We start from the raw sequence: 24,976 nt of genomic DNA on the forward strand, positions 1-24,976 counted from the left end.
AATTTTAGTGTTTAAGTAGAGACCAATTTTACGTTTCTATTTTCTATCCTCTTCTGTAAATCTCCAGATTTCTATTGCCTGAACTCCATCTATTTTACCGACTTTGTCTTTAGATGGGCTGCCTGTACTTTCGTTGTCATTGTTATATCTTTTGATATCAATCAGACAGTTGTCATAATTCAGCCATATTTTTCTTCCCCATCCTTTAGAATCTCCCGGCGGATCGTAACTGCTTCCAGCAATATCCAAATCTTTAACCATTGTATTCCAACCTGTATATCCAATTTTTGAGAAATCTGCAGTCCTTCCGTCGTAGGTAAATTTTCCTTTGAACTCCGTTTTGGGTTGACGTTCAAGCATAACCTTATAATTTTCTACGTTGGTCTTATCGTCTATCTCAATATAGACATCACTTTTCGCTTTTGGAGGTCCGGCTGTCCTTAATTTATATTCTATGTTTCTTTTGGTATAATGAATAGGATACATATTGATCTGTCCTACGGTGTTATCATGAACCGCAACATTAAATCCAAGCTTATCCCAAACATAAAATATGCTTTCTTCGGAAGGAACTTTTTTTTCTTTAAAATTCTCATATTGACCAACTTTTTTAACGATCTCTTCAATAGAATTGTATTCTTTTTCCAGTGCGTCATTATTAATGTTGATATTGAAATATTTTATCTTCCCATTATCATTCAGGTAGGCTTCTCCTCCATCTTTCCAAGACCAGCTTTTATCTGTTCTCTCATTAAGTGAATATTTTGCAACCCTATACTCTGAATTTATGGACTGTATGAATTCTTCAATAGGCATTCCTAAATAAATTTTTTTGTCATTATAAAGAATTTCTTTTTTCTCTATCCGGAAATGGTTGTCGTTGCTTACTGTTTTTTCCTGGCAGCTAATAAGATATACCATACTGGATAAGAAAAGAGTAAAGAGTTTATTTATCATAATTTTTATGCCTCCATATTTCTATACTTTCCACTCCATCTATATCACTCACTTTTTTCTTATTGGGGGTGTCTAAACCTCCGTTTTTATTATTGAATCTCTTCAAGGTTACATATAATTCATAATCCTCTTTGATCCATCTTGACCAGCCTTCCGAATCTCCAGGCGGGTCAAAATCACTTCCCGCTATTTTTAGACTTGATACTGCCTTTTGCCAATCTTTATATCCTATTTTGCTGAAATCAGCTGTATTACCGTTATAGGTAATATTTCCCTTAAATTCAGATTTAGGCTGACGTGCCATTATTGCATTATAATTCTTTTTCTCTTCATCAGTAGGTTCGGAACCGTCTAAAAGTAATCCTTTTGCTAAAATTTCTTCATCAGATTGTTTTAATTCAAACATTTTAGTCTTATGGATTGGTGAAATATTGATTTGTTCTACCATTCCTTTATCAACCCACACATTAAATCCCAGCTTGTCCCATACATAAAATGTGCTGATATCCGTAGCTACTTTTTCTACATTTGTACTGTCATATTTTCCATACTTTTTGATTATCTCTTCAATATTAGAATATTCTTTGTACTCATTTTCCTTAAGTCTAAAAGTTATTTTTCCTTTAGAAGTATAAGCTTCATACTTTTGTTTTTTCCAATACCACTCTTTATAAATTTCCCCTCCAATAGAATGTTCAATTTTTCTATCATATTTTCCTACAGCTTCGATAAATTTTTCTATTGGCATTCCTAATGCCAAAGGCTTTTGATTGTAAAATAATTTTTTGTTGCTTATACAGAAGCCTTCTTCCGGACATTCTGTAGTGTTTTTATTTTGGCAACTCACTAGTTGTACCAAAATTATTAGTAAGACAAAATATTTACTTTTCATCATTTTTTCCATGCCACCAAATAGAAATACTTCCTACTGCATCTATTTTTCCTGTTTTTTTCGCAGAGAGCTTTCCTGATTCCTGTGCATTTGAATATCTGTCAATTGTGGTATATAAATCATATCCTTCTCTGATTTCTCTGGACCAGTTTTGAGAATCTCCTGCCGGATCAAAATCACTTCCAGATATTTTTAATCCAGAAACTACTTTATCCCAATCGGTATTTCCTATTTTACTGAAATCTACCGTATTACCATCATAGGTGAACTTTCCTTTAAATTCCTGTTTTGGCATTCTGTCAAATATAGCTTTATCATTTTTTCGGGTGTCAAGTATTTCCTGTGTTACCTTTGCATTTTGAAATCCATCAAAATAAGTGCTTCCAGTTTCTAAATTTAGGTCCATCGTTTTTAGAATGTGTAATGGATACAAATTTATTGTGCTAATCACACCATTAGATTCAGCCATGCTAATTCCTAATTTATCCCAAACGTAAAATGTCCTGACGTTTGTAGGAACGTCTTCTATACGTATGCTGTCATACTTACCATACTTTTTGATGATTTCTTCTAAAGATGTATAGGCAGGATATTCTGGTTGATTACTGGGAGTATGACCATAATATTCACCGCTAACATTATCGACTTCCAAATTATTTACTACAATTAAACTATCTGAAATGGCTACATGAAGTTTGTGCTTTAACCAATAGTAGTAAGTAGTTTTATGTCCTTCTAAAGAGTTTTCGACTTTTCTGTCATATTTTCCTGCAATATCCACAAATTTCTCTATCGACATACCAAGTGCAATAGGTTCCTGATTATAAAATAACTTTTTGTTTTCTATACAGAACCCTTCTTCTGGGCATTGTGTATTTTTATTTTGACAATTCACGAGTTGTGTCATAATAATTAATAGTAATATTAATTTGTAATTAAATTTATTGTACATGTCCACTTTCTTTTAATGCTTCATTATAACTTTCTTCCGGTGTTTTAAGTTTCATCTCTTTTAAGCCCTGTTTGTTCCAAAGGGTAGACAATTTACTCCAGCCTTTATGCCACTGCTCTGGAAGCCCAGCCAAAGCAGATCGGAACTCACTTTGTTGCTCAGAGCTGGTATTGAACTCGCTGATGATTTTAATCTGATGATGAAGTTCTGCCAATTCCTGATAGCCATTTTTGATGCCCCACAATACAATGCTGGCCTCATTGGCAATCTTTACTTTGGCAGTATTTATTGGATCATCCCAGCACCAGTCGAGTACTATTTTATCCATCCAATCGGTGTACATAGGATGGACAAAAATTTCTTCTTTTGCAATCTTTTTTATGTTTTCTTTACTTTGTAATGTTCCTGTTGCAAATAATTCTCCTAATTTTCCTACTCTGTCTTCTGCTAGTTTTACTGCTAGATGATGTAATGGTTGCAATCCATTGTCTTTTGCGAGCTGAGTGTGGGTAGGTCCGTAAGGATTTACTTTCCAGTTTCCTTGCTCCATTAAGGTGAGTTCATTATCTAAATATGTTTGGTAATCATCAATCATATTAATAGCTGCCAATGCAAGAAAATGATAGAAACTGTTTTGAATCACTTTTATATATTGCGTAATATAATCAAATATCCCGAAGGCATTTAATACCTTGGCAAAAGATTTCATAGGTTCTGTAACCATAAAATCCCTGAAATCGAGATATTTCAAAAATGTATCTGAATAAACATTGTCATCTGTTCCTTTGTATTTGTCATTTTTCTGCCTGCTGTCAGAAGTCTGTGCCTTAGAAATGTCTTTTAAGAGCTCGTAAATAAGTGCATCATTAAAAGTTCTTTCCCCAGGTTTCATTTCTTCCTGTTCTTCCACCTTAATAGAAAATATTTTGTTGTTTACTTTAGGTGCTATACTGGCAATTGTATCCAGCATCCCAAAACTTCCTGTCTGCACTATGGGACAAGCAGCATGCGAATAATACAGACCTTTATTCTGCGAATTAAATGGAATATTGGGGTTCAGGTTTCTATAATAGCTGGCAGCGCTTTTACTGCCTGTTGCTTTCATATGGTTTTTGACGGATTCCGGTAATAGATGAGGATTCGTAAAGGTATTGAATTTGAATCTGCTTTTGTCTAAGATAGAGGCAGCTGCATGACTGTTGGATCCACTACTGGCTTTATGATCTTTCAGGGTTCCTTTTGTACATTTTGCGGTCTCATACCATGGGAATACTTCTGGATCATATACTTTCATAACGGCTATTTCGCAAAAATTACTATGTGCATAATAATCCTCTACAATATGCAGAGCTGCTCCGAAGTTGATCCTTCCTTCTACAGTATTAGGGTTTGATTTCTCAATAAATCTGATAAAACAGTCAAAAGCACTTTCAAAGGGTACCGGGCCATTTCCTCTAATATAATTTTTGGTTCCGAATTGCGGATTGTCCAGCCATTGGCTTTCAACGGGGTCCATAACAAAAGCTGGATCCAGTTCGTTATTAAAATTAGGAGGCGGGCAGGGCTTATTGGTTCCGTTTTTCTTATTTTTCTTTTGTATTGCCTCGCACACTAGCTTGGGGTGAAGTGCCGCAGGATTGTCTATATGTTCTTGAGGTTTGTATACACCTAGTAATTCTGGAGTTATTTTAGCATATTTATCTCTAAAATCCTGAATGTATTTCATGTAATTTTCAGGTCTTCCTTCTTTGTCGGCACCTTCTTTTTTCAGTTCACCAAATTCTTTTAATCCAAGAAATTCTACAAGTGATGTAACGGCCTCCCTACTTAACTTGACAGGTGAAAATGCATGAGGTTCCCATTTTATTTCAGCTTGGGTCATACTATATTTAAACCCCACTGGAAGCTGATAAGTTCTCGTATCATTTATTTTTACTCTGTTTACATCCATCAGTTTTTCCAGATCGCTCAGCAATTTTTTGTTTTCCTCTTCATTCTGGTTCTTTGCCTTGTATTCATTACTTAATAAATCCAATGCATTTGCCATAGGACGTATAATCATTGGGTCTACGAATTGGGAAAAATCTCTTAGCCAGTTTCCAAAATAAATCTGCTTTCTTTCTTTATTATTGTCACTTTTATATCTATCAATTTTACTTAGAGCATTCTTTTCAATAGCTTCGTGACCAAGACCATGAAGATCATCCCCCATACCTGCACCGAAAAATTCAAAACCGGCAAAGTATTGGTCATCGTAATCTACACGGTTATCTACAAAATCTTTTAGTTGCTGGTGAAGATCTGCAAAGTCCCAGATCAGTTTTTTTTCTGCTCCTTTAATGGTAGCAGTCGCATAATGCTGATTTTTCTGTTCGAAGGGGTCTATAAAATACTGTTTGTATTTTATATTCATATTGGAGGTGAACCTTGCGCCCTCATCTCCTTTAGAATCTCCCTTCTTTGATGAATATTCAAATCGCAGCAGGTAGTCGAGATGATGACCAAACTCTTCAACAAGCGCAAGCATCAGCAGTTTTTGAAATCCGTTATTTTTAAGGGCATTGTCCACGAATCCCTGTGAGATCAGGATGTGATTGTAGTATTTTTTATTTTCTCCCGTATAATAGGCCGCACCGATACCATCGAGTTCTTTGACAACCGTAATTTTAGGATTAATAGACTGTTTCCTGTCACTTGCTTTCTGATAGAGTTCCTGATAGGCATCCAAAGGGATATCACTTCCAAAAATATCAGCCATCCAAAAACAGAACATAGCCATACTGTCTTTTTTAGCAAAAGCAAAAAGCTGTTCCAGGGCAAATGTACTTTTCAGGGTGTAGTCACTTTCTTCAATGACAGGTTCGACAGGAGAGTAGGACTGATGTTTTACACCGCCATCCTTACCTTGCTGCTCAACCTTTTTATTGCTGTTCAGACTGAGATTTTCCTTAAAGGATTCTATATTGATTTTATTGGAAATCTCATTGATATGTCCTCCCTGTACCACATAGTCCTTATTAACGGCTACTTTAATATTTTTTGCCTGTTTTATAATTGCCATGGCTAGAATATTTTAGCTTTTTCAGCACTGTTGTTTTCGATAATTTTTCCGCTCTGAAGCGTCATATTTTCTTTTTCACTGAACATGGTAATTTTCCCTGCCAGCGACTGGGAAGTCTCAGATTGCCTGTGAATGTCTTTCTCAGCCATTTCCTTTCTGGTATCAGAAGTCTCTCTGATATCACCTGCGGCTGTCTGTACAATATCTGTACCTGCAATGGAGGTGATATTGCTGTTGGCTGAATTGGAAATGTTTTCACCGGCACTTACAGATATATTTTTTCCGGCTGTCATATCGATGTTCTCTCCGGCTTTAAATATCATATTCTTTGGAGCGGTTACGGTAATGTTTCCCTTCCCGTCCATCAGGTAGGTATTTCCGCTGGGATCTTCTATAAAGATACTTCCTTCCTGGTCATTAAATATTACCTTATTTCCGCTTCTGGTCTGGATCGATTTGATGTGGTTTTTTACCCCTCCGCCCAGCGCAATCTGGCCGTGAAACATTCCTCCCATCGCAAAAGGAAAATCAGGGTGGTGGTACTCAAAACCTACCATGACCTGATCACCGACTTCAGGAACAGCTACAAAGCCTCTGTTTTGTGTAATGGCCTCTGTTCCTCCTGCATCCGGACTCATCATTCTGATGAAATAGGTAGTATCCGGATTTCGCTGCCAGTCGAACCTTACCATTATGCGTCCCTGATTAAGTGGGTCAGTGTTAGATATTACGGTCGCTACTTGTGGTTCGGCTTTAGGCAGTATAAAATCAGGTTTAGGCATAAACCCTGTACCTTCTGCGATAGCTTCAAATTTTCCGGTATAATATCCTCTGGCATCTACCTCGTGATAGGCTTCGGTGATGCTAAGCTTGGTAAAATAAGAAGTCTCGTTGGAATCTGGTTTTCTCATTTCGATATCTGCTGTACAGCCCGGATAAAGAAAAGGAACGGTGGTATTTCCTGACACTGAAAATACTTCTACTGCGGCACTTCCTGCAGCACTTTTCTGGGAATCATCCACATCCATAAACATATTGGCATTGACAGGAGCCGGAGTAAGCGAGCGGGCTTTGAAAATACCGTCACTAAGTTCATAGGCTTTGGCAGGAACTTCTCCCGGATGTTTGATGCTGTTTTCTGATCCCGTCATCTTAGTGTGCTCACTGCTGTTGTATCCGAAAAATTCAGGTTTGGTATGTACTGCTTTAAGTTCAATCTGTACATCCGTAGCATTGCTTCCAAAGATAAGACGTACCGGTTTTTCAGGTACCGGAAGTTTTCCGAAATGAAGTACCTCGCCATCATAATAAAACTGCTCACCATAAGCTTCTGCAGTTCTTGCCAGATAATTATAGTGGGTTTCGTTGTATTGGGAGCTGTAGTTGATGTAACTTTTATTTTGAGGGTCTATTCTGATGTCGAATTTTTCAGAACCCAGTGTTTCTCTGATAATTTTGTCTGCAATAATTCCTGTATTAACAGACTGACTGCCCCCGAAACTCTGAGTGTGGGGTGCAGAATCCATAAGAATCGTAGGGCTTTGCCCTTTCAGGACGATATTGCCCAGGCTCATGTTATCCTGACTGAATGCTGCTTTGGTGATTACTCCTACAAAAGTTCTTTCAGGACTTTCATTTTCATAATCTTTGTATTTAAAAACAATCGTTATACGTTTGCCCAGAAACTGGCGTGCTTCTTCAAGATTATGATTCTGAGTTTCTCCCAGAGAGTCATGGGCAAGGGTAAGTTCAAAATGATGATGGCGCCGGGCACTCTGCTGCAGGCAGAAATGCTTAAAGTGTTTTATTGTTTTGCCTTCAATGATAATATCAAGTTTGACTACCCGGTTAATTCCCGGAAGGTGGTTGCCTGAAATTTTATCTGCGTTGTCGGGCGCTTTATAATAATTAGGTTTAAATGAAAAATTATTTCCGTCCATGATAGTGTTTTTTTACTGATTGAGTTTTTCGAATTTAAAACCGAAATAAGTCTGTTCTGTATGCTGGGATACCATGTCAGCCAAAAAAGACAGAATAGAGTTCCTGATTATGGCTTTACTATTCTGTCTGTCTTTTCCTGATAATGTAAATTATGGGATTATGATGTTGGCCATCCTCCATCGTAAGATGAAGTTCCAAGCTCAATCTGCTCTGCACTGATCACAAAACTGATGTACATACTGTTCTCATCTACGGCATTGAAATCCACTTCATGCTGGATCACATAACCATTGTTCCATTTTAAAGTCGTTAATGTTCCTTCTTCATGAGATTTGTTGAATGTTACTTCACCTACTGTAGGTTTGTATTTTCCATTCAGAAGACTTTCCAGTATATCAGATTTTTCTGTAGCTTCTACTGTGATTTTAACTAAGGCATTAGAGGGGTCGGATGCTACACGTCCGGAAACATCAATAGATCGGGATACGCTGTAATTAAGTTTTAATAATTTCTGCCCTTCACCGTTATTGAATTTTAAAATTCCTCTTGAATTTCTTTCTGCCATGATCTTTGGTTTTGATGGTTAATAAATTGTGATTTGGTATTGTATGTCACCAAAAATAGAAGTATTTACCACACTGGCAAACAGAATGTTCAGAAATTTCAAAAAATGTAGTAGTTTTACCACTAACAAGTGTTAGGTTTTTCTGTGTCTATTAGTTTTCAAATTGGAAAAATAGCATTTACTTATCTTTATAGAGGATGTTTTTTATAATCATCTCCGAATGAATTCTAGAGTTTTCTATAAACCACTGATGGGTGTCTTTTCCACCGCACACTACACCTGCCAAATACAAATTAGGGACATTGGTTTCCATTGTTTCCTGATGGTGTAATGGATTTAGACAGTCTCCCTGCAGGTCAATACCAGAGTTTTTTAAAAAATCAAAATCAGGAATGTAGCCTGTCAATGCCAAAACAAAATCATTTTCAATCTCATTGATCTGTCCGTTTTCATCTTTAAAAATAACGGTATGCTCCGTGATTTCTACTAATTCAGAATTAAAATGAGCGTTGATGCTTCCTTCTGCAATTCTGTTTTCGATATCTGGCTTTACCCAGTATTTTACATTTTTTGAAATTTCGGAGTGACGGATAATCATCGTTACTTCAGCTCCTTTACGATAGGTTTCGAGTGCTGCATCCACTGCAGAATTACTTGATCCTACAATTACCATTTTCTGTTGGGCATAGGGATAAGGTTCTGTATAATAATGCTTCACCTTCGGAAGGTTTTCTCCCGGAATATTCATCAGATTCGGAATGTCATAAAAGCCTGTGGAAATAATGACGTTTTTAGCTTTATAGATTGCTTTGGAAGTCTCGACCTTAAATAAATCTCCTGTTTTTGAAACTTTCAGGGCTTTTTCATAAAGATTAATATTGACTTGCTTTTGTCTGGCAATTCCCTGGTAATATTCCAAAGCTTCCTGTCGGCCTGGCTTGGGAGCTGGAGAAATAAAAGGAATACCACCAATTTCCAGTTTTTCAGCTGTTGAGAAAAAACGCATATATAAGGGATAATGGTATAAGGAATTGACGATGGTTCCTTTTTCTATGATCAGATGAGTCAGATTGTTTTTCTGGGCTTCAAGGGCACAGTTGAGACCTATAGGTCCACCTCCAATAATGAGGATGTCTAAAATTTCCATGGAACAAATTTACTTAAAACCATTGCATTATGAGGAAATTTGATGACAGAACTTATCTATGAGCAGCATTGTATTGGCATCAGTTTTGGTGTTTCCTATCTATTGAAAAATTGAAAAGATGAAAAACTTTATTATTCCAGTAATTGCATTAACCATGTTGACAGCTTGTAAAAAGAATCCCGAAAAGCCTGTTCCCAACGTGATAGATTCTATGGCTCAGGTCAGAGAAAAAAATGTTGAGGCTGGGCAGCAGAAAAAAACAGATGAAGCAGCGGTAAAGAAAGCGAATGATGAGGTCCTACAAGCTCTGAAAAGTAAGGATTATAAAACATTTGCAACATTTATTCATCCCGAAAAAGGAATAAGTTTCTCAATGTATGGATTTGTTAATCCTAAGGATGACAGACATTTTTCGAAAGATGATTTTGAAAAATTCCAGCCAACAAAAACGTTGTTTACCTGGGGTGCTCAGGATGGTTCCGGAGATCCATATAAAGCCACCATCAATGATTATTTCGCAAAATGGGTATTTTCTAAAGATTTTACAGCATCACAATATTCATTAAATAAATTTTTAGGAGGAGGAAATTCACTTAATAATTTAAAGGAAATATATCCGGGGAAAGACTTTACCGAAAATTATATAAAAGGCACAGAAAAGAATGGTGAAATGGATTGGAAAACTATTCGGTTGGTCTTTGAAGAGTTTCAGGGTAAGGAATACCTGATAGCTGTTGTCAACGATCAATGGACTATTTAACCTAAAATTTCAGCGAGCTTTTTAGTCAGATTTCTTCTTGAGAACTGTTCAATATTTTGTACATTTTCAAGAAGATTTCCCTTTTTCCACAATTCATATTTCTCCAGGATAAAATCTTTCACCAGTTTAGATTCCTGATAACTGAAATGTTTTCCTGCTCCGGTCTCATCCAGTATCCTTGCAACATCTGCCTGGTCCGGACCGAAAGAAACGATCTGTTTTCCTGTTGCGAGATATTCGAATATTTTTCCGGGAATGATACCTCTGGAAGACGCATTTGGAAAATTGGTGATTAATAACAGATTCGAATTGGCCATTTCTTCTACAGCTTTATCATGAGAAATATAGCCCAGGTTAAGGATGTGATTTTTGAGATTTGAACTTTCTATAGATTGAAGAATCTTATCGTCAACTCTTCCTGCAAACTTTAATGTAAAATGTGCTGCAAATCCAGTGTTTTCATTTACTAATTCATCCAATATTTTCCAAAGATTTTCCGGATTTCTTAATTGCTCAAGAACGCCGATATAACTTAAAGTGAATGATTCAGCATTTTGTCTGCTCGCATTGTCTGCTGTTATGGTTTGCGGAACCGCAGCATCGCTTTCATCAAATCCATTGGTGATGCAGACAGCGTTGGCTCCTGCTTTTCTAAAATTTTCAGCATCCGTATAACTTGTGGCTAATGTAATATCAGCATTTTTAAAAACGGCACTTTCGAGCTGACGGTGTTTTCTGTCAGAACGTTTGGTGAGTTTTAGATGTTGATAATAGGAAATCTCTGTCCAGGGGTCCCGGAAGTCGGCGATCCATTTAAGGGCTGGGAATTTGTGTTTCAGACCAAGACCTATCATATGAAGAGAGTGGGGTGGTCCGGAAGTGACGACCACATCAATTTTGTTTTCTTTTAAATACTGTTCAAGGAATTTTATGGAAGGTTTTACCCAAAATACTCTGGCATCAGGAATGAAAAAATTACCTCTCACCCAGATCGACAGTTTTGATTTCCAGCTTTGATTTTTACCAACATCAAATTGTCCTGCTTTAAACTTTTTGTTGCTTTTATTAAGTTTTTCAGCCAGTTGGTAAGGTTCCCATATTTTGGTTTTTACAATCTCAATATTTTTCGGAACATCTTTCAGAAGACTTTCATCAACTAAGGGATAGCTTGGGTTTTCCGGGGTGTAGATCACAGGATTCCAGCTGAATTCCGGCAGATATTTTGCGAACTTCAGCCATCTTTGAACACCAGGACCTCCCGCAGGAGGCCAGTAATAGGTGATGATCAGTATTTTTTTTTGTTCCATTAAATTTGAACAATAATCTTAAACGTTATACGGTTTTCTCAGTTAGCTGTTCTTTCTTCTTATTTTTATTCATCCAGAAAATCCCGAATGCACTCAGTGCAATAAATAATCCGAAGCAGAAAAGTGACAGCCATTTACCTTTTTCAATGACCTCAGGTTCAAAAACCATTCTGATGTTATGGTTTCCTGCAGGAACGTGTACAGCACGCAAGAGATAATCTGCTTTGATGTACGGAACTTCTTTTTCGTCTACAAACATTTTCCATCCGTGAGGATAGTAGATCTCAGAAAATACAGCCAGTTGAGGTGTTTTTGACTGAGACTTAAACTCCAGTTCATTTGGCTGATATTTCGTTAAATTGATAAATGCTGTAGAATCTGCCTGAACTGTTTTATTATTGAAATATGATTTATCTGATGATGCAATGACAGCGGTTTTCTTACTGTCAATTACTCCGATAGATTTAATTTCTTCGTTAGGGGTATTGACGAATTTCAGATCACTTACAAACCATGCATTTCCGTTGGCTTTAGTGTTCGGCATTGCCTGAGGTTTTTCAGGTCCGCCCATAACCCAATATTTGGCGTTAAGAAGATTAAGTATATTCGGTACTTTTACAGAATCCATGACCTGAAAATATTCATTGATCACGTCGTCATATCTTCTCAATTTTACAGCATGGTAACCTCCGATTGAAGATTTGAAATAAGAAGTGTTCGTCTCGCTGAATGTTCCTAAAATATTGTTGAAAACTCTGTAATGCGTTTTGTCTTTTTCGGCAATGGTTTCCAGTGTTTTATTAACATTAACATTAGCTAAAATAGATTCTAAATTTGGATTTCCCTGAACTTTTTCGGCCAGAAGATCAGAACTTTCAGTCTGGAATGGGTTCTCAGCAAAAACCTTGTCTACATAATTTTCATCATTCAGGTAACGCTTGTTTACAGTCCAAAGATCAAATAAACTTACAGTTCCAATAATGATTAAGGCGATGTTCTGGCTCAGTTTCTGTTTCATGGTCATGAACAGGACAGCTGCCGTAATAGCCACATAGATCAACGCTTTTATAGCATCAATTCTGAATAATTTAAATCTCTCCTCAGTAAGATAATCCAGTAGGAAAGGTGGGAAATATGTTTTTTCTCCTTCTGTATAAAAACCAAGCAGTGATTTCCCAAAAAGAAGAAGAATCAGTAGAAGTCCTAAAGTTCCCCCACTTACATAAAGAAGAATTTTCTTCTTGTATTCTTCGGTGAGTTTTTCGTCTGTAAAGAACCTGTAGATCCCGATAATGGCGATCAGCGGGCATAATAATTCGACAACCACTAAGATTGAGGAAGGAGCTCTGAATTTGCTGTAAAAAGGGACATAATCGATAAAGAAGTCGGAAAGCGGCATAAAGTTGCTTCCCCATGCCAGAAAAATGGAGAGAACTGAAGCCCCGAGAATCCAGTAACTGTATTTTTTCCACGCAAAGAAGAGTCCCAGTATGGCCAGAAAACAAACTACGGCTCCCTGATAAGCAGGACCGGAAGTTCCAGGCTGGTCTCCCCAATAGGTAACACCGTTAAAGCCTTTGGAGATCCTGTCCATTTCTGCCTGTGAACCTACATTCTCCTGGATAAGTTCCTGAACTCTGTTCATTATTTCCTTTCCTTCAGGTTCCTGGCTTCCGCCACCCATAAGTCTTGGTATGAAAAGATTTAAAGTTTCCAGCTTTCCGTAGCTCCACATCAGAATACTCTCTTTATCCATTCCTGATTTTCCTGAAGTATGACTGTCATTGGTCAGGATCTGTTTTCCGCGGACTGTTTCTTTGATGTACTCAGAATTCGCAAGAATTCTTTGAGAGTTCATACCAACACCGATCGCGCATGAAGCGGCGATAATTCCTGATGAAATAAGGAAATGTTTCACTGAAACCTTTTTCAGGATCACTCTGATCAGTTCAGAAAAGAATAAGAATCCTAAAGCCAGAAACAGGTAATAGGTCATCTGAGGGTGGTTGGCAGCAATCTGCAACCCCATAAACAGGGTAGTAGCGATGAATCCCCAGATATACTGTTTCCTTATATAGACGAGTATAATCCCTGCAAGAAGCGGGGCAAAATACTCAATGGTATTGACTTTACCATTGTGCCCGGCCGCAATAATGATATAAAAATAGGTAGACAATCCAAAGAAAGTAGCACCTAATAAAGCATACTTCCAGTTTCTGACGGTTACCATTCCAAGGAAGAAGAATCCCGCAAAAAGCAGGAACAGATAATTAACGGGTCTTGGCAGGAAGTTCAGATTGCTGTCGATCTTTTTGATAATGTCACCTTTAAACTGACTTCCCATCTGATAGGTTGGCATCCCGCCAAACATGGAATCACTCCAATAGGTTTCGTTTCCTGTATCGGCTCTATAGTCCAGAAGCTCTTTTGCGCCTCCTCTGTATTGTACGATATCATGTTGAAAAAGTTGTTTTCCTGAGAAAACAGGTGTGGAGTATAAAAATGCTAAAACTATAAATACAATTAATGAAATTGCAATATAAATTAAGTTTTTATTTTTAGCCATGTTGGTTATTATCTTTTATTTCTTGGAAGTTTTACCTTTTGTCCTTACTTTCTTTTACCTCTTCATAGTCAACTGTTTCTGCATCCCAGTTGAGGTTCTGTTTATTCTTATTCGAGCTGTGTATATCCTGCTGTTTATTATTGTCCTTATTGTTATTGAATCTATAACTGTAAAAAGTCTTGAAGAATAGTCTTCTCAGAATATTCCAGACAAAGAACAAAATAATTGCTGTCAGTATGAGCTCAAGAATGTACTTCATAGTTTCTAATTTAAATTCAAAATCAAAAGTTCAGAGTTCAAAGTTTTTAGCGGTATACTGATTCACGATCAACAGTAAAAACCAACTTCCAAACCTAAAATCTAATTCTCAAATACTTTGACTCTAAAACTTCTTTAATTCAATGATTTATTTTCCTGAAGGATTGACCATTACAGAAGACTTGGACGTACTTTTCATAGACTGCGACTGTTTTCCGTCTGAAATAGTTTCAATCTGTGTTGTTTTTACATCAATATTCTGGTTAGTAATCCAACCTGTACTTTGGTCAAATTTAATGGTTCCGTTCTGAGCAAGTTCACTGCTTAGACTGTGTGTGATCTGCCCTTGCGTTTTCTTTTCTGTTTTTTTAGGAATTCCTCCTGTTACAGAAATTTCTGCGGCTCCGTTTCCTACACTTTTCAATACATAGTTTGAAGTTACTTTAACGCTTCCGCTTGCATCAGCATTTTCTGAAGTACTCCATTTTTCACCGATTTTCACTCCTTTCTTAGGAATGATCGTTAAATTTTTATTAAGCTGGTCTTTCAATACTTTTTCATTGAAAGTTTCCTTAAGACTGGCTACAACACTTGCTTTCTGGTTGGCATCTTTAATTAGGCTTCCCACTGCAGTGGTAACTTTCGTATAAACAGCGTCGAAACCTGTAATAGAGATTACATTTCCTTTAGTGTCCATTTTCACGTTAAGTTTATTTCCTGTGAGCGCCTTGTTGATATTCCAGATCATTTTCAAGTCGTCTTCTTTCGGAAGAGCCTGCTTGGTATCAACGATGACCGTTTTTCCCTGAGCACTCTGTGAATTTCTTTTAGCCACAAGATTAAGGGTCATGTCATATACATTGCCTTTGATATCATTTACAGTGAAATTCATTTCGTCTGTAGATTCACTGGTTGCTGTAATTGTTTTTCCCTGCGGATCTTCCATTGTCTTAACGTCTCTTTGATACGTAGTAAGCGGGTAGGTTTTTCCTTTTTCCAGTTTAAAAGTCTGAATGAAAATTCCTGCCGAATCTTTGATCGCAGGGTTTTCAGCCACTTTCGCTACTGAATCAGCAGGAACTTCTACGGTAACTGTTTTTCCTGTTTTAGGATCTACTTTAGTAATGGTTGCTGTTTCTTTTTTACAAGAGACAAGCGCTATAGATGAGATGAGCATTAAAGCTGCTACGTTTTTCATTTTAATTCTTTTAAGTTTAAATTTTACTGATATTTTTGTTCTGTGTATCAATAACGATACCACAAAACATCACGATAAAACACTTATATCCTTACTGATTAAAGATTGGGAGCCGCTACGATTTTCTGTCTTACTGCTTCATACAAAATTGCACCGCATGCTACAGAAACGTTCAGAGACTGTGTCTTCCCTTCGATCGGAAGTTTTATTTTCTCGTCCGAATGATGCATAACTTCTTTAGAAATTCCGGTCTCTTCATTTCCCATTACAATAGCACAAGGTTCTGTGAAATTCACATCATAGATCAGTTTCTGAGCTTTTTCAGTGGCTGCAAATACTGAGATACCACTCTGTTGAAGGAAATCTACTGCATGGGCAAGATTCGGTTCTTTGCAGATCTTGATATTATAAAGTGCTCCTGCAGAAGTCTTGATAGCATCTGAATTAATTGGTGCTCCTCCTTTTTCAGGAATAATGATAGCATCTACACCCACACATTCTGCTGTTCTGCATATTGCTCCGAAGTTTCTCACATCTGTAAGTCTGTCAAGAATCAGCAGGAAAGGAGTTTTTCCTTCTTCAAATAACTGCGGAACAAGATCTTCCACTCTGTGAAACGGAACATCTGAAATAAAAGCAACTACACCCTGATGATTTTTTCTTGTAAAACGGTTCAGTTTTTCAATGGGAACATAGTTGGGACGGATTTTATGTTGAGCTAAAATAGTTTTCAGCTCAGCGTAGATAGGCCCCTGAAGTGCATTCTGCACAAAGATCTTATCAATTGTTTTCCCGGCTTCGATAGCTTCTATTACAGGACGAAGTCCGAAAATGAAATCGTCTTTTTTGTTGTCGTTTGTCAAAATTTATTTTTTCTGTTGTTAAACTTATTCTAGGCAGGGAGGCTCTTCCACAGTTTTATATTTGCTTTCAAAATGAGCGTCTGTAGTAGTAATACCTGCAATTTTTCTTTCATCATTATAAACATCCCATACTGCCTGGTTGTTATCCTTTATATTCAATGTATAATTTACATTTTCCTGCCCTTTTTCTGCATTTTCATCAAGCAGTTCAAAGACATAAGTATTTCGTTTTTTTTTGATGTTTTTTATTTTAAAATAATAAGCATCCTGTCCAATTACATGTTCCAATGCATATTTCCCATGATTGCTCAAAATTATTTTTTGGTTTTGATAATCACATGGGATGTATATAATATATTTTGAGCCATCTTTTGTGAGCATTGTCCATTCTTTTGGAAGAGATTTGAAAATGTCTTCCATAGTATCGACGCTTTTTATTTCCGTAGGATGAACCTCTGAACTTTTGCTGGCTGATGGTTTTGAAATACTGTCAGCAGACTGAGGTTTTACAGGGTCAGCTTTAGGGGAACAGCTCTCCAAACTAAAGATGAGTGAGCCTAAAAGAAACAGCGGCAAATAAAAACTTTTTTTTATCAAAATACTAATATTTTTCTCCTAATATGGCCCTCTTCTGCGCCATAATGTAGCCATAATGTAGGCTTTCATGCATGTTGTTGAAGATAATGGCATCCTGAATACTTTTCAGATCCATCCCAAAACTGGTGGTGTATGGGGTATAGTCTGAGAAGAAGTCGCTGTCATAATCTTTCATCAGAATCTTTGAGGTTTCGGTGAGCAAAAACTCAAGATCTTCCACTTCAGATTTTTGTACATTCAGGTTGGGAAGAGTACCTTTTTTATAAGTTTCGATCCAATATTTATCAATTCTGAAAGGATTTCCACTCAGATAATAATGCAGCAGCTGTTGGGTAGCAACGGTATGTGCAATATTCCAATACATATTGTTATTGTAACCGTCAGGAATCAGCAGAAGGTCTTCATGAGAAGTATTCTGTAAGATGCCTAAAAGGTTCTTTCTTACCTGTCTGTGTGCTTGAAAATGATAATTCATTTTACAAAATTTTTTAATCACCAAAAATAGTCTAATAAACTGGAAGCGACAATTTTTTGAAGAAATGATTAAATTAAATATTCTTAAATCGTGAAAAAATATGTTAATTTTTATAACATCTGTGCAAAAATAAAGGCTGGCAGTCTGGCCCTGTTAGAAAATGAAACACTCCTTTGAAGAATATCCAAAGGAGTGTTTTTTATGTGTTGTCAGTTGAGTACCTATATTCCGTCATCATGGATTTTCAGTGCTCGTCTACCTTGTAGTTGTTACTTTTTGATAATTTTATGTTTGAAAGTAATGCCATCCTTCAAAACAATATTCAGAAAATAGATTCCTGTACTGTAGGCAGAAATATCTATTCTATTTTCTCCACGGGTTTCAGATAGCTTTTTTCCGTCGATGCTGAAAAGACTTATTGAAGCTACATCTGCTTTTGATCTTATATTAACGTAATCAGAAGTAGGATTAGGGTAGATGCTTACATCTACTGTCTTAATATCCTTTACATCCAAAGCGCCAGAGCTTTTAGCCTGCATGTAAACAGATAGATATACATCTCCCTGCTGTTGATTAAAAACCGCTGTTGGAATGGTATGTTTCAGGGTGTGGTTTCCAGCCGTTATATTAGGCATTGAGAATCCTCTTATAGGAACTGAATTACCGGGACACCAGTTGTTCCATGAAGTCCATTCTGCTAATGATTTTGGTGCAGCGCCATAGATTCCGTTACCCTGCGTGTTATAGACTCTGAATGGTTCACAGGAAATCCCTCCGGGAGTATACGTAAGCATTTGTACATCGTCTATATAAGTGTAATTCTGCCTTCTTACATATTCTTCACCGCCACTGTTGGCACCATGAGGAGTGGATATCACATAGAAACGGGCATTGGTGACAGCATTTGGAAGGTTGAAGTTAACAATTCTTACGGTTTCACCGGGAACATCCGTGCTGTTATAGTTGTTTAATGTCTTGTAGGTTAATATAGGAACAATTGAGTTTTGGTCTGAGATGGCAGCTCCGGTATCTGTTGAGAAGAATGTAAGATTTCCTGAGAAAACATCGATTCTTCCAGCGCATCCGGCAACTTCAGTTTGTGCTGCATATGGGACACCAAAAACATCCAGTTCCATATACATATCATAGGTAGTTCGTAACGTGGTATCGTGAAATACACTATACATATTACTTAAATCATAAGTGTAAGGAACTTCCGTAGGGGAGCGGTTTTTGCTCATAAACGGAGTGATGTATCTTCCTACTTCAATTCTTTTTACATTAGGGTCATTCGTAGTATAAGTGGGCTGGTTTTTGGGTACCATAGCCAGGTAGACACTTCCAAGACGGTCATAATTATCACACAATGCACCTATGCTTACTCTCATGGCAATTTTTGCCTTAAACGAATTGAGTTCAGCATCTGTAAGTTTTCTTGCATATCTTGTATTACCTAATCTGATTAGACCGGGAGGTACCGGCTCCGATACTGTTGCCGCGTAACCGTCATAATAAACCGCATCCGAAATCAAATTCATCCTGTTTGTCGTCTGTCCGTTAAAGAGACCTGCAAAAAGAATGCTTGCAAAAAATAGCTTTTGATACATATTGTCCGTATTTGCAACAAATATATTAAATATTCGCTGATAATGTTATGATGTATTATTAAAAAATCACATTTATTTGAAAAATTAGAATTTTATATTTAAATTAGCCAAATATTCAATATTAATTTATCAATGATGAAAAAAATTTTACTTTTATCTTTGTTATCGATAGCATTCGCGCTTAATGCCCAAATCAATTTAAACATCGGAAGTACAAATGTAGGAACTGCACCAATAAGCAGTTTTTTTTCGTATTCTTATGTTCAGCAGATCTATCCCAAACAGGAATTAAATGCTAACGCCGCAGGAAATATTACCGGTCTCACATTTTATGTGGATCCATCGGCTACTATAAATGATTCCTCGGATTGGACTGTTTATCTTGGGCATACCACAAAGACAGCCTTCGCATCCGGAACAGATTGGATTCCTGCTACGCAGCTTACCCAGGTTTTTGCTGGTGCTGTAACTAAAAACAATAATAAAGTCGAGGTAACTTTTGCAACACCATTTGCCTATAATAACAGTGATAATTTAGTGATTGCTGCAAAGGAGAATTCTCAGAGTATTGATATCAATAACTTCGATGAGGCATTTCGTGTCTATCCGCATATCCCATATTCTACTCTGTATTATAAGGGAGACCGTATGGTAGTTGATCCTGCAACGCCACCCGGAGGAATAAGAGCGGATTACAAATCTGCAGTTACTATTGCAGGATTAACGCCTAAACCCGGCCCTTCATGTCCTTTTATCAGTTATCCTGCAAATAATAATCAGGTTGTTCCTCTTCTTCCTAATATCAAGTGGTTTGCAGTCTTAGGTGCAGATTCCTATAAAGTTTCATTAGGCACAACTCCGGGAGGTACTGATATTATTAATCAGCAGGCTGTGACTGGGACGAACTTTACCCCTTCAGCTGCTCTTAACCGGGATACCAATTATTATTTAAAAGTTACTGCTGTTTCAGCGGGACTTGAGTCTTTGGACTGTACAAATATTACCTTTAAAACTATTCCTCCTATACCTGTCAATGATGAATGTTCTGGTGCGTTGCCTGCATCTGTTTTCCCTTATACTTATACGCAAAGTGATGGAGTATCTGCGACTAACAATGGTGGATTTATCAATACGTGTTCTGATGCTATGAATGACGGGACCTGGTTTAAATTTACCGGAGATGGCGGTCAGTTTACAGTGGGTATCACGATGCCTGCAGGGAGTACTTATGATCCCCAAATGGATATATACAGTGGCGCGTGTAATAGTTTAATATGTGTAAAAGCAGTGGATAACGGAGGCGGCGGTGCAGCAGAATCCTTTACATTCACCACTGTGGCAGGAACCGAATATTTCATCAATGTTGGAGCCTATGAAGAAACAGTCGATATGCCGGAAAATGTCTTTACTATTAAAATTATTAAGCTTTAAGTAAATGACTGGTCAATTGTAAACGGTCAATTTCAATAATTGAGGATAATGAACGATTGACTGACGAAGCAATATTCACTATTCACATACAAAATACCTGATTTAACAAATAATTTTATTAGAAATTATTACTGTAACTTTCACTACATGAATTGATTTTATGCAGTGAAAGTTATATTGTTTGGTTTTCAATGTCTTACCAATTCAGGAATATTTAACAAACTTTAACTCAAAAATGGCATTCATTATGTTGATTAATGCCAGTATTTATCAGAAATTTACCACCTATTTTTAAATAAAGCTATGTCAGATACATATCAAGCTGAAGATATCCGCCAGTTGACGGAAAAAGTAAAAGAAAAAAACTACTTATTTTCCCTTCTGAGAAAGGAAATCAACAAAGTGATCATTGGGCAGGAATATATGATAGACCGTCTTTTGGTAGGTCTTTTAGGGAACGGACATGTTCTTTTGGAAGGAGTACCGGGACTGGCAAAGACCCTGGCGATCAAAACCCTGGCAGAAGCTGTTCATGGTGACTTTTCAAGAATTCAGTTTACACCCGATCTGCTTCCTGCTGACGTGGTGGGAACGATGATCTTTAATATTAAAGACAATGATTTTTCGATAAAGAAAGGTCCTGTTTTTGCAAATTTTGTATTGGCAGATGAGATCAACCGTGCACCCGCGAAAGTACAGTCGGCACTCCTGGAAGTAATGCAGGAGAAGCAGGTAACTATAGGAGACGAAACAATGAAGCTTCCAAAACCGTTTTTGGTACTGGCTACCCAAAACCCGATTGATCAGGAAGGTACTTATCTATTGCCGGAAGCTCAAAGTGACCGTTTTATGTTGAAGTGTAAGATTGATTATCCGAGTTTTGAAGATGAGAGAACAGTCATGAGAATGGTGTCAACTTCTCATCAGCCTGTTGTGAAGCCTGTGATATCATTGCAGGATATTGTCGATGCTAAAGAACTCATCAATCAGATCTATCTGGATGAAAAAATCGAAAAATATATTCTGGACATGGTTTTTGCCACCCGTTATCCTGAAAATTACGGATTGACGGAACTTAAAAACTATATAGGATTCGGAGCTTCTCCAAGAGCATCAATCAATCTTGCAATTGCCTCCAGAACGTATGCATTCCTGAAAGGGAGAGCTTTTGTTATTCCTGAAGATGTAAAAGCTCTGGCTCAGGATGTATTAAGACACAGAATTGGTCTTACCTTCGAAGCTGAAGCCGAAGAGATTTCAGCCGAAGAGATTATCAGTAGAATTTTAGCAAAAATTCAGGCCCCGTAATGAGTGAGGTTGTTATCAGAAAAGCTGTTCAGGAAGATTGTGCTCCGATGTTGGATCTGATCAGAGAGCTTGCAGAATATGAGAAAGCACTTCATGAGGTGACTTTAAATTTAGACGAATTTATTGAAGACGGCTTCGGGAAATCTCCGGTTTGGGGAGCTTTTGTTGCTGAACTCAATAACGAAATTGTCGGAATCTCTCTCTATTATGATCGATTTTCAACCTGGAAAGGAAGAAGACTGTATCTGGAAGATCTGGTAGTCACTGAAAAAATGAGAGGAAAAAAAATTGGAAAACTTTTGTTTGATGCCACTCTGGAATACGGAAAATCAAACCAGTATAGCGGAATGGTTTTTCAGGTGTTAAACTGGAATGAACCGGCTATTAATTTTTATAAGAAATACAGTCCGAAATTTGATAATGAATGGCTGAATGTTTCGATTGAATTGAAAGATTAAAAGTTAGAAGGTGAAAATGGAATACGATACAATCTTAAAAGGTTATTGCGCAACCAGAAATTCACCACCCTATTTATGGAAATAAAAGATATTGTAAAAAAAGTAAAGCAAGTAGAGATCCGTACGAGAAAGAAGACGGAGGCTTCGCTTATGGGACAGTATCACAGTGCTTTTAAAGGACAGGGGATGACTTTCTCAGAAGTACGTCCCTATCAGTTCGGAGACGAGATCCGAAGAATCGACTGGAACAAGACAGCCAGATTCCGTGAACCCTTCGTCAAAGTAATGGAAGAGGAAAGAGAGCTGACCATGATGATCCTGGTCGACATTTCCGCTTCTATGGATTATGGAACGAAAGGACAGCTGAAAAGAGAATATGTAGCAGAGATTGCGGCAAGTCTTGGGTTTTCTGCTGCCGGAAATAATGATAAAGTAGGGCTGATCCTGTTTGCAGATAAAGTGTATAAAGTGATTCCTCCTCAAAAAGGAAGAAAGCATATTTTATCCATCATCAGTAATATTCTGACGGCAGACTATGTCCCGGCAGTATCGAAGATCGATAAGGCTATGGAGTATATGATGGGGATTTTCAAAAGGAAATCTCTGGTTTTTCTGTTTTCAGATTTTGAAGATACTTATGATTCCAAAATGCTTAGAGTCGCTTCAAAAAAACATCAGCTGCTCGGAATGAGAATCTATGACGAGAAAGATAATGAGATTCCTGATGTAGGCTATGTGCTTCTGCATGATGCGGAAACAGGAAAAGAGGTTTGGGCCAATACTTCCAGTGCCAGATGGAGATATACCTTCGCTGAAGCTCAGAAACAGAAAGTCCGGGCTCTGGAAGAAGACTTTGCCAACAGTTCGGCCAGTTTTATGAATGTCAGCACAGGAGCTGATTATTCAAAACTCCTTTATAATTATTTTCAGAAAAAGTAATATTGAACACCTTGAAAAAACAAATCTTTATTGCGGTTTTAGCTTTTGGTACATTTTGTTTTGGACAGGACGGGCAGAATCCTTCTGAATTGACAATTATAGATCCTGAAGTTAGTAATGATCTCAAGGTCCCCACTTCCAGGTGTAAATATACAGATCAGGCCGGATATTATCTTAATGAAAATAGTGTGATCTATGAAGACTGTAATACCATAAAATATATACCAGTAAAAGGAGCAGGTTTAAATCATCCTAAGTATAGTAATATGGACGGTTTTTTTATGCTTGATAAAAATGGTGTTTATTATAAAGGTGACTATGTGAAAATTGACACTACAGGCTTTAAAATAATCGGACCGGTTGGAGATCCCCACAACAGAGAGATCGTATGGAAAGTAAAAAGTAAGGCATATAGAAACCTTAAACCTATGAGTGTTTCTGATCCGGACTCTTTTCGATTGATTTACTGTAATGACGGTGTCTACTATAAAGATAAAAATGCTGTCTCTTTCAAAGGAAAAGCAGTGAAAGATGCAGACCCGGCCACCATATCTGAACTTTGTCAGGGATTTCTTTATGACAAAAAATATGTTTACTTGAATGGGCAAAAAGCGAAAATAAATAATGAGTTTTTGCTTCCTGTCAATGATGTTTTTGTAAAAACGAAAACTAAAGTTTATACATTTGACTTAAAGGAGCAGCCTGGAATAGATGCGAAAACGATAAAACCTCTATCAAAAGGCTATTCCGTTGATGCAAATCATGTGTATTTTTATGGTGAAAAAACGCCTGTTGAAAAAGATGATTTTAAGAATGTAAAAGTCTGGCAACAGGTAAATTCTGCCTATGTTTCCGATGGGAAATCTGTTTGGAGCGGTGCCAATATTTTACAGGCTGATTTAGATGGCGCAACTTTTGGAATGATTCCCCATTCGGACTTTTTTTATGATAAAAATGGGTTTTATAAAACCAAATATGTAGAAAAACTGAGAAAGTCAGTTAATGAAAAATTCCGGTTCAACTATACTGATGAAGTTACGGATCACAATTTTTTCATAACTGATGATTCCCGATATATTATTTACAATAATCAGGCATTTGACCCTTGGGAGAATCTTCTTTTTGAAAATCTTACTGATGATCAAATAATGCTGGCAAAAGAAAATAAGCTGAGACTTTCGGAAGCTATAAAAAATGTAAAAATCGACCATATGTTTGATTTTCCTCTTTATCTGGCTAATGGGAAAATATCTTTTGATGGGAAGGAAACGCAGGCTGATGCCGCAACCTTCAAAAAAGTCGGGTTATATTGGAACTATTATAAGGATGCTACCAATGTTTATTCATATAATAGTTATGCAAAAGAAAATCCTTTAACAAAAATAAAAGGAATGGACCCAGAAACGATATCTGTTTTTGGACCTTTTCTAAAGGATAAAAATTATATTTACAGCGGTTATTATAAATTAATAGGAAGCAAAGAAGCTGAACTCCTGGGTGTTTTTACTGGAAGTAGACCTGGATGCAGTTTAGATACAGCCCCTTCGTCTGACTATTATTTATTCAAAAATGCTGAAGGCTTCTGGTTAATTATGCTTTCTAATAAGATTGTTGTCAGGAATTTAGGAATGAGCCTTTCTGAAGGATGGCATGAAAATAAAGAATTTGAATTAAATGCTGTTGCCTTTAAATAG

The 24,976-nt window shown here is 37.1% G+C and carries 21 protein-coding genes; 6 read left to right on the forward strand and 15 right to left on the reverse strand.

Annotated features, from left to right (window positions below):
- Positions 1-36 precede the first annotated feature (36 nt).
- The 7 genes from IW16_RS14985 to IW16_RS15015 all read right to left on the reverse strand — a co-directional run bounded on the left by IW16_RS14985 (position 37) and on the right by IW16_RS15015 (position 9,515).
- Complete coding sequence (locus IW16_RS14985; protein ID WP_131327907.1) at positions 37-957, reverse strand: DUF7738 domain-containing protein; 921 nt, start codon at positions 955-957, stop codon at positions 37-39.
- Positions 947-1,852 carry a DUF7738 domain-containing protein gene (locus tag IW16_RS14990; protein ID WP_131327908.1) on the reverse strand — a complete coding sequence of 302 codons (906 nt, stop codon included), beginning with the start codon at positions 1,850-1,852 and terminating at the stop codon, positions 947-949. Before IW16_RS14990 ends, IW16_RS14985 begins: the two co-directional genes overlap by 11 nt.
- Positions 1,839-2,801, reverse strand: a complete 963-nt coding sequence (locus tag IW16_RS14995; protein WP_131327909.1) for a DUF7738 domain-containing protein — start codon at positions 2,799-2,801, stop codon at positions 1,839-1,841. The genes IW16_RS14990 and IW16_RS14995 overlap by 14 nt, the downstream gene beginning before the upstream one ends.
- Positions 2,791-5,862, reverse strand: coding sequence for an HET-C-related protein (locus IW16_RS15000; RefSeq protein ID WP_034745835.1), 3,072 nt, complete (start codon positions 5,860-5,862; stop codon positions 2,791-2,793). Before IW16_RS15000 ends, IW16_RS14995 begins: the two co-directional genes overlap by 11 nt.
- A 2-nt stretch (positions 5,863-5,864) precedes the next feature.
- A complete protein-coding gene (locus IW16_RS15005) occupies positions 5,865-7,802 on the reverse strand; it encodes a type VI secretion system Vgr family protein (RefSeq protein WP_034745838.1) in 1,938 nt (645 codons plus the stop codon).
- A 158-nt stretch (positions 7,803-7,960) separates the two neighbouring features.
- Positions 7,961-8,368, reverse strand: coding sequence for a type VI secretion system tube protein TssD (tssD, locus tag IW16_RS15010; protein WP_034745841.1), 408 nt, complete (start codon positions 8,366-8,368; stop codon positions 7,961-7,963).
- A gap of 178 nt (positions 8,369-8,546) precedes the next feature.
- On the reverse strand, positions 8,547-9,515 hold the full coding sequence (locus tag IW16_RS15015) for a YpdA family putative bacillithiol disulfide reductase (protein ID WP_034745844.1): 969 nt from the start codon (positions 9,513-9,515) through the stop codon (positions 8,547-8,549).
- A 118-nt stretch (positions 9,516-9,633) separates the two neighbouring features.
- Between IW16_RS15015 and IW16_RS15020 the strand changes: the two genes are divergently transcribed.
- Positions 9,634-10,275 carry a hypothetical protein gene (locus IW16_RS15020; protein WP_034745847.1) on the forward strand — a complete coding sequence of 214 codons (642 nt, stop codon included), beginning with the start codon at positions 9,634-9,636 and terminating at the stop codon, positions 10,273-10,275.
- Here IW16_RS15020 and IW16_RS15025 read toward each other — a convergent pair.
- The 8 genes from IW16_RS15025 to IW16_RS15060 form a co-directional block, all read right to left on the reverse strand.
- A complete protein-coding gene (locus IW16_RS15025) occupies positions 10,272-11,582 on the reverse strand; it encodes a glycosyltransferase family protein (protein WP_034745849.1) in 1,311 nt (436 codons plus the stop codon). The two genes, IW16_RS15020 and IW16_RS15025, sit on opposite strands and share 4 nt — an antisense overlap.
- 25 nt (positions 11,583-11,607) lie before the next feature.
- Entirely contained in the window at positions 11,608-14,148 is a 2,541-nt protein-coding gene (locus IW16_RS15030; RefSeq protein WP_034745852.1) for a YfhO family protein, read from the reverse strand.
- Between the two features lie 31 nt (positions 14,149-14,179).
- Positions 14,180-14,407, reverse strand: coding sequence for a hypothetical protein (locus IW16_RS15035; protein ID WP_034745855.1), 228 nt, complete (start codon positions 14,405-14,407; stop codon positions 14,180-14,182).
- A 147-nt stretch (positions 14,408-14,554) separates the two neighbouring features.
- Positions 14,555-15,604 carry a DUF6263 family protein gene (locus IW16_RS15040; RefSeq protein WP_034745858.1) on the reverse strand — a complete coding sequence of 350 codons (1,050 nt, stop codon included), beginning with the start codon at positions 15,602-15,604 and terminating at the stop codon, positions 14,555-14,557.
- Positions 15,605-15,702: 98 nt separating this feature from the next.
- The gene (gene rlmB / locus IW16_RS15045; protein ID WP_394332458.1) at positions 15,703-16,467 is read right to left on the reverse strand and encodes a 23S rRNA (guanosine(2251)-2'-O)-methyltransferase RlmB; all 765 of its coding nucleotides are present in this window, start codon (positions 16,465-16,467) and stop codon (positions 15,703-15,705) included.
- Between the two features lie 24 nt (positions 16,468-16,491).
- Complete coding sequence (locus tag IW16_RS15050; protein ID WP_131327910.1) at positions 16,492-17,043, reverse strand: hypothetical protein; 552 nt, start codon at positions 17,041-17,043, stop codon at positions 16,492-16,494.
- A gap of 25 nt (positions 17,044-17,068) precedes the next feature.
- The gene (locus IW16_RS15055) at positions 17,069-17,539 is read right to left on the reverse strand and encodes a DinB family protein (protein ID WP_034745868.1); all 471 of its coding nucleotides are present in this window, start codon (positions 17,537-17,539) and stop codon (positions 17,069-17,071) included.
- 269 nt (positions 17,540-17,808) lie between these two features.
- Positions 17,809-19,146 (reverse strand): peptide-N-glycosidase F-related protein, encoded by a 1,338-nt coding sequence (locus IW16_RS15060; RefSeq protein ID WP_034745871.1) that lies wholly within the window; start codon positions 19,144-19,146, stop codon positions 17,809-17,811.
- Positions 19,147-19,278: 132 nt separating this feature from the next.
- Between IW16_RS15060 and IW16_RS15065 the strand changes: the two genes are divergently transcribed.
- From IW16_RS15065 to IW16_RS15085, 5 genes are all read left to right on the forward strand, one after another.
- The gene (locus IW16_RS15065; protein WP_034745873.1) at positions 19,279-20,577 is read left to right on the forward strand and encodes a hypothetical protein; all 1,299 of its coding nucleotides are present in this window, start codon (positions 19,279-19,281) and stop codon (positions 20,575-20,577) included.
- Between the two features lie 303 nt (positions 20,578-20,880).
- Positions 20,881-21,885, forward strand: a complete 1,005-nt coding sequence (locus IW16_RS15070) for an AAA family ATPase (protein ID WP_034745875.1) — start codon at positions 20,881-20,883, stop codon at positions 21,883-21,885.
- Positions 21,885-22,343, forward strand: coding sequence for a GNAT family N-acetyltransferase (locus tag IW16_RS15075; RefSeq protein WP_034745877.1), 459 nt, complete (start codon positions 21,885-21,887; stop codon positions 22,341-22,343). Before IW16_RS15070 ends, IW16_RS15075 begins: the two co-directional genes overlap by 1 nt.
- 75 nt (positions 22,344-22,418) lie before the next feature.
- Positions 22,419-23,282, forward strand: coding sequence for a DUF58 domain-containing protein (locus IW16_RS15080; protein WP_034745879.1), 864 nt, complete (start codon positions 22,419-22,421; stop codon positions 23,280-23,282).
- Between the two features lie 11 nt (positions 23,283-23,293).
- Positions 23,294-24,976: a DKNYY domain-containing protein gene (locus IW16_RS15085; protein WP_131327912.1), complete on the forward strand. Its 1,683-nt coding sequence runs from the start codon at positions 23,294-23,296 to the stop codon at positions 24,974-24,976.

This window comes from Chryseobacterium vrystaatense (assembly GCF_000737765.1).
Lineage (GTDB): Bacteria > Bacteroidota > Bacteroidia > Flavobacteriales > Weeksellaceae > Chryseobacterium > Chryseobacterium vrystaatense.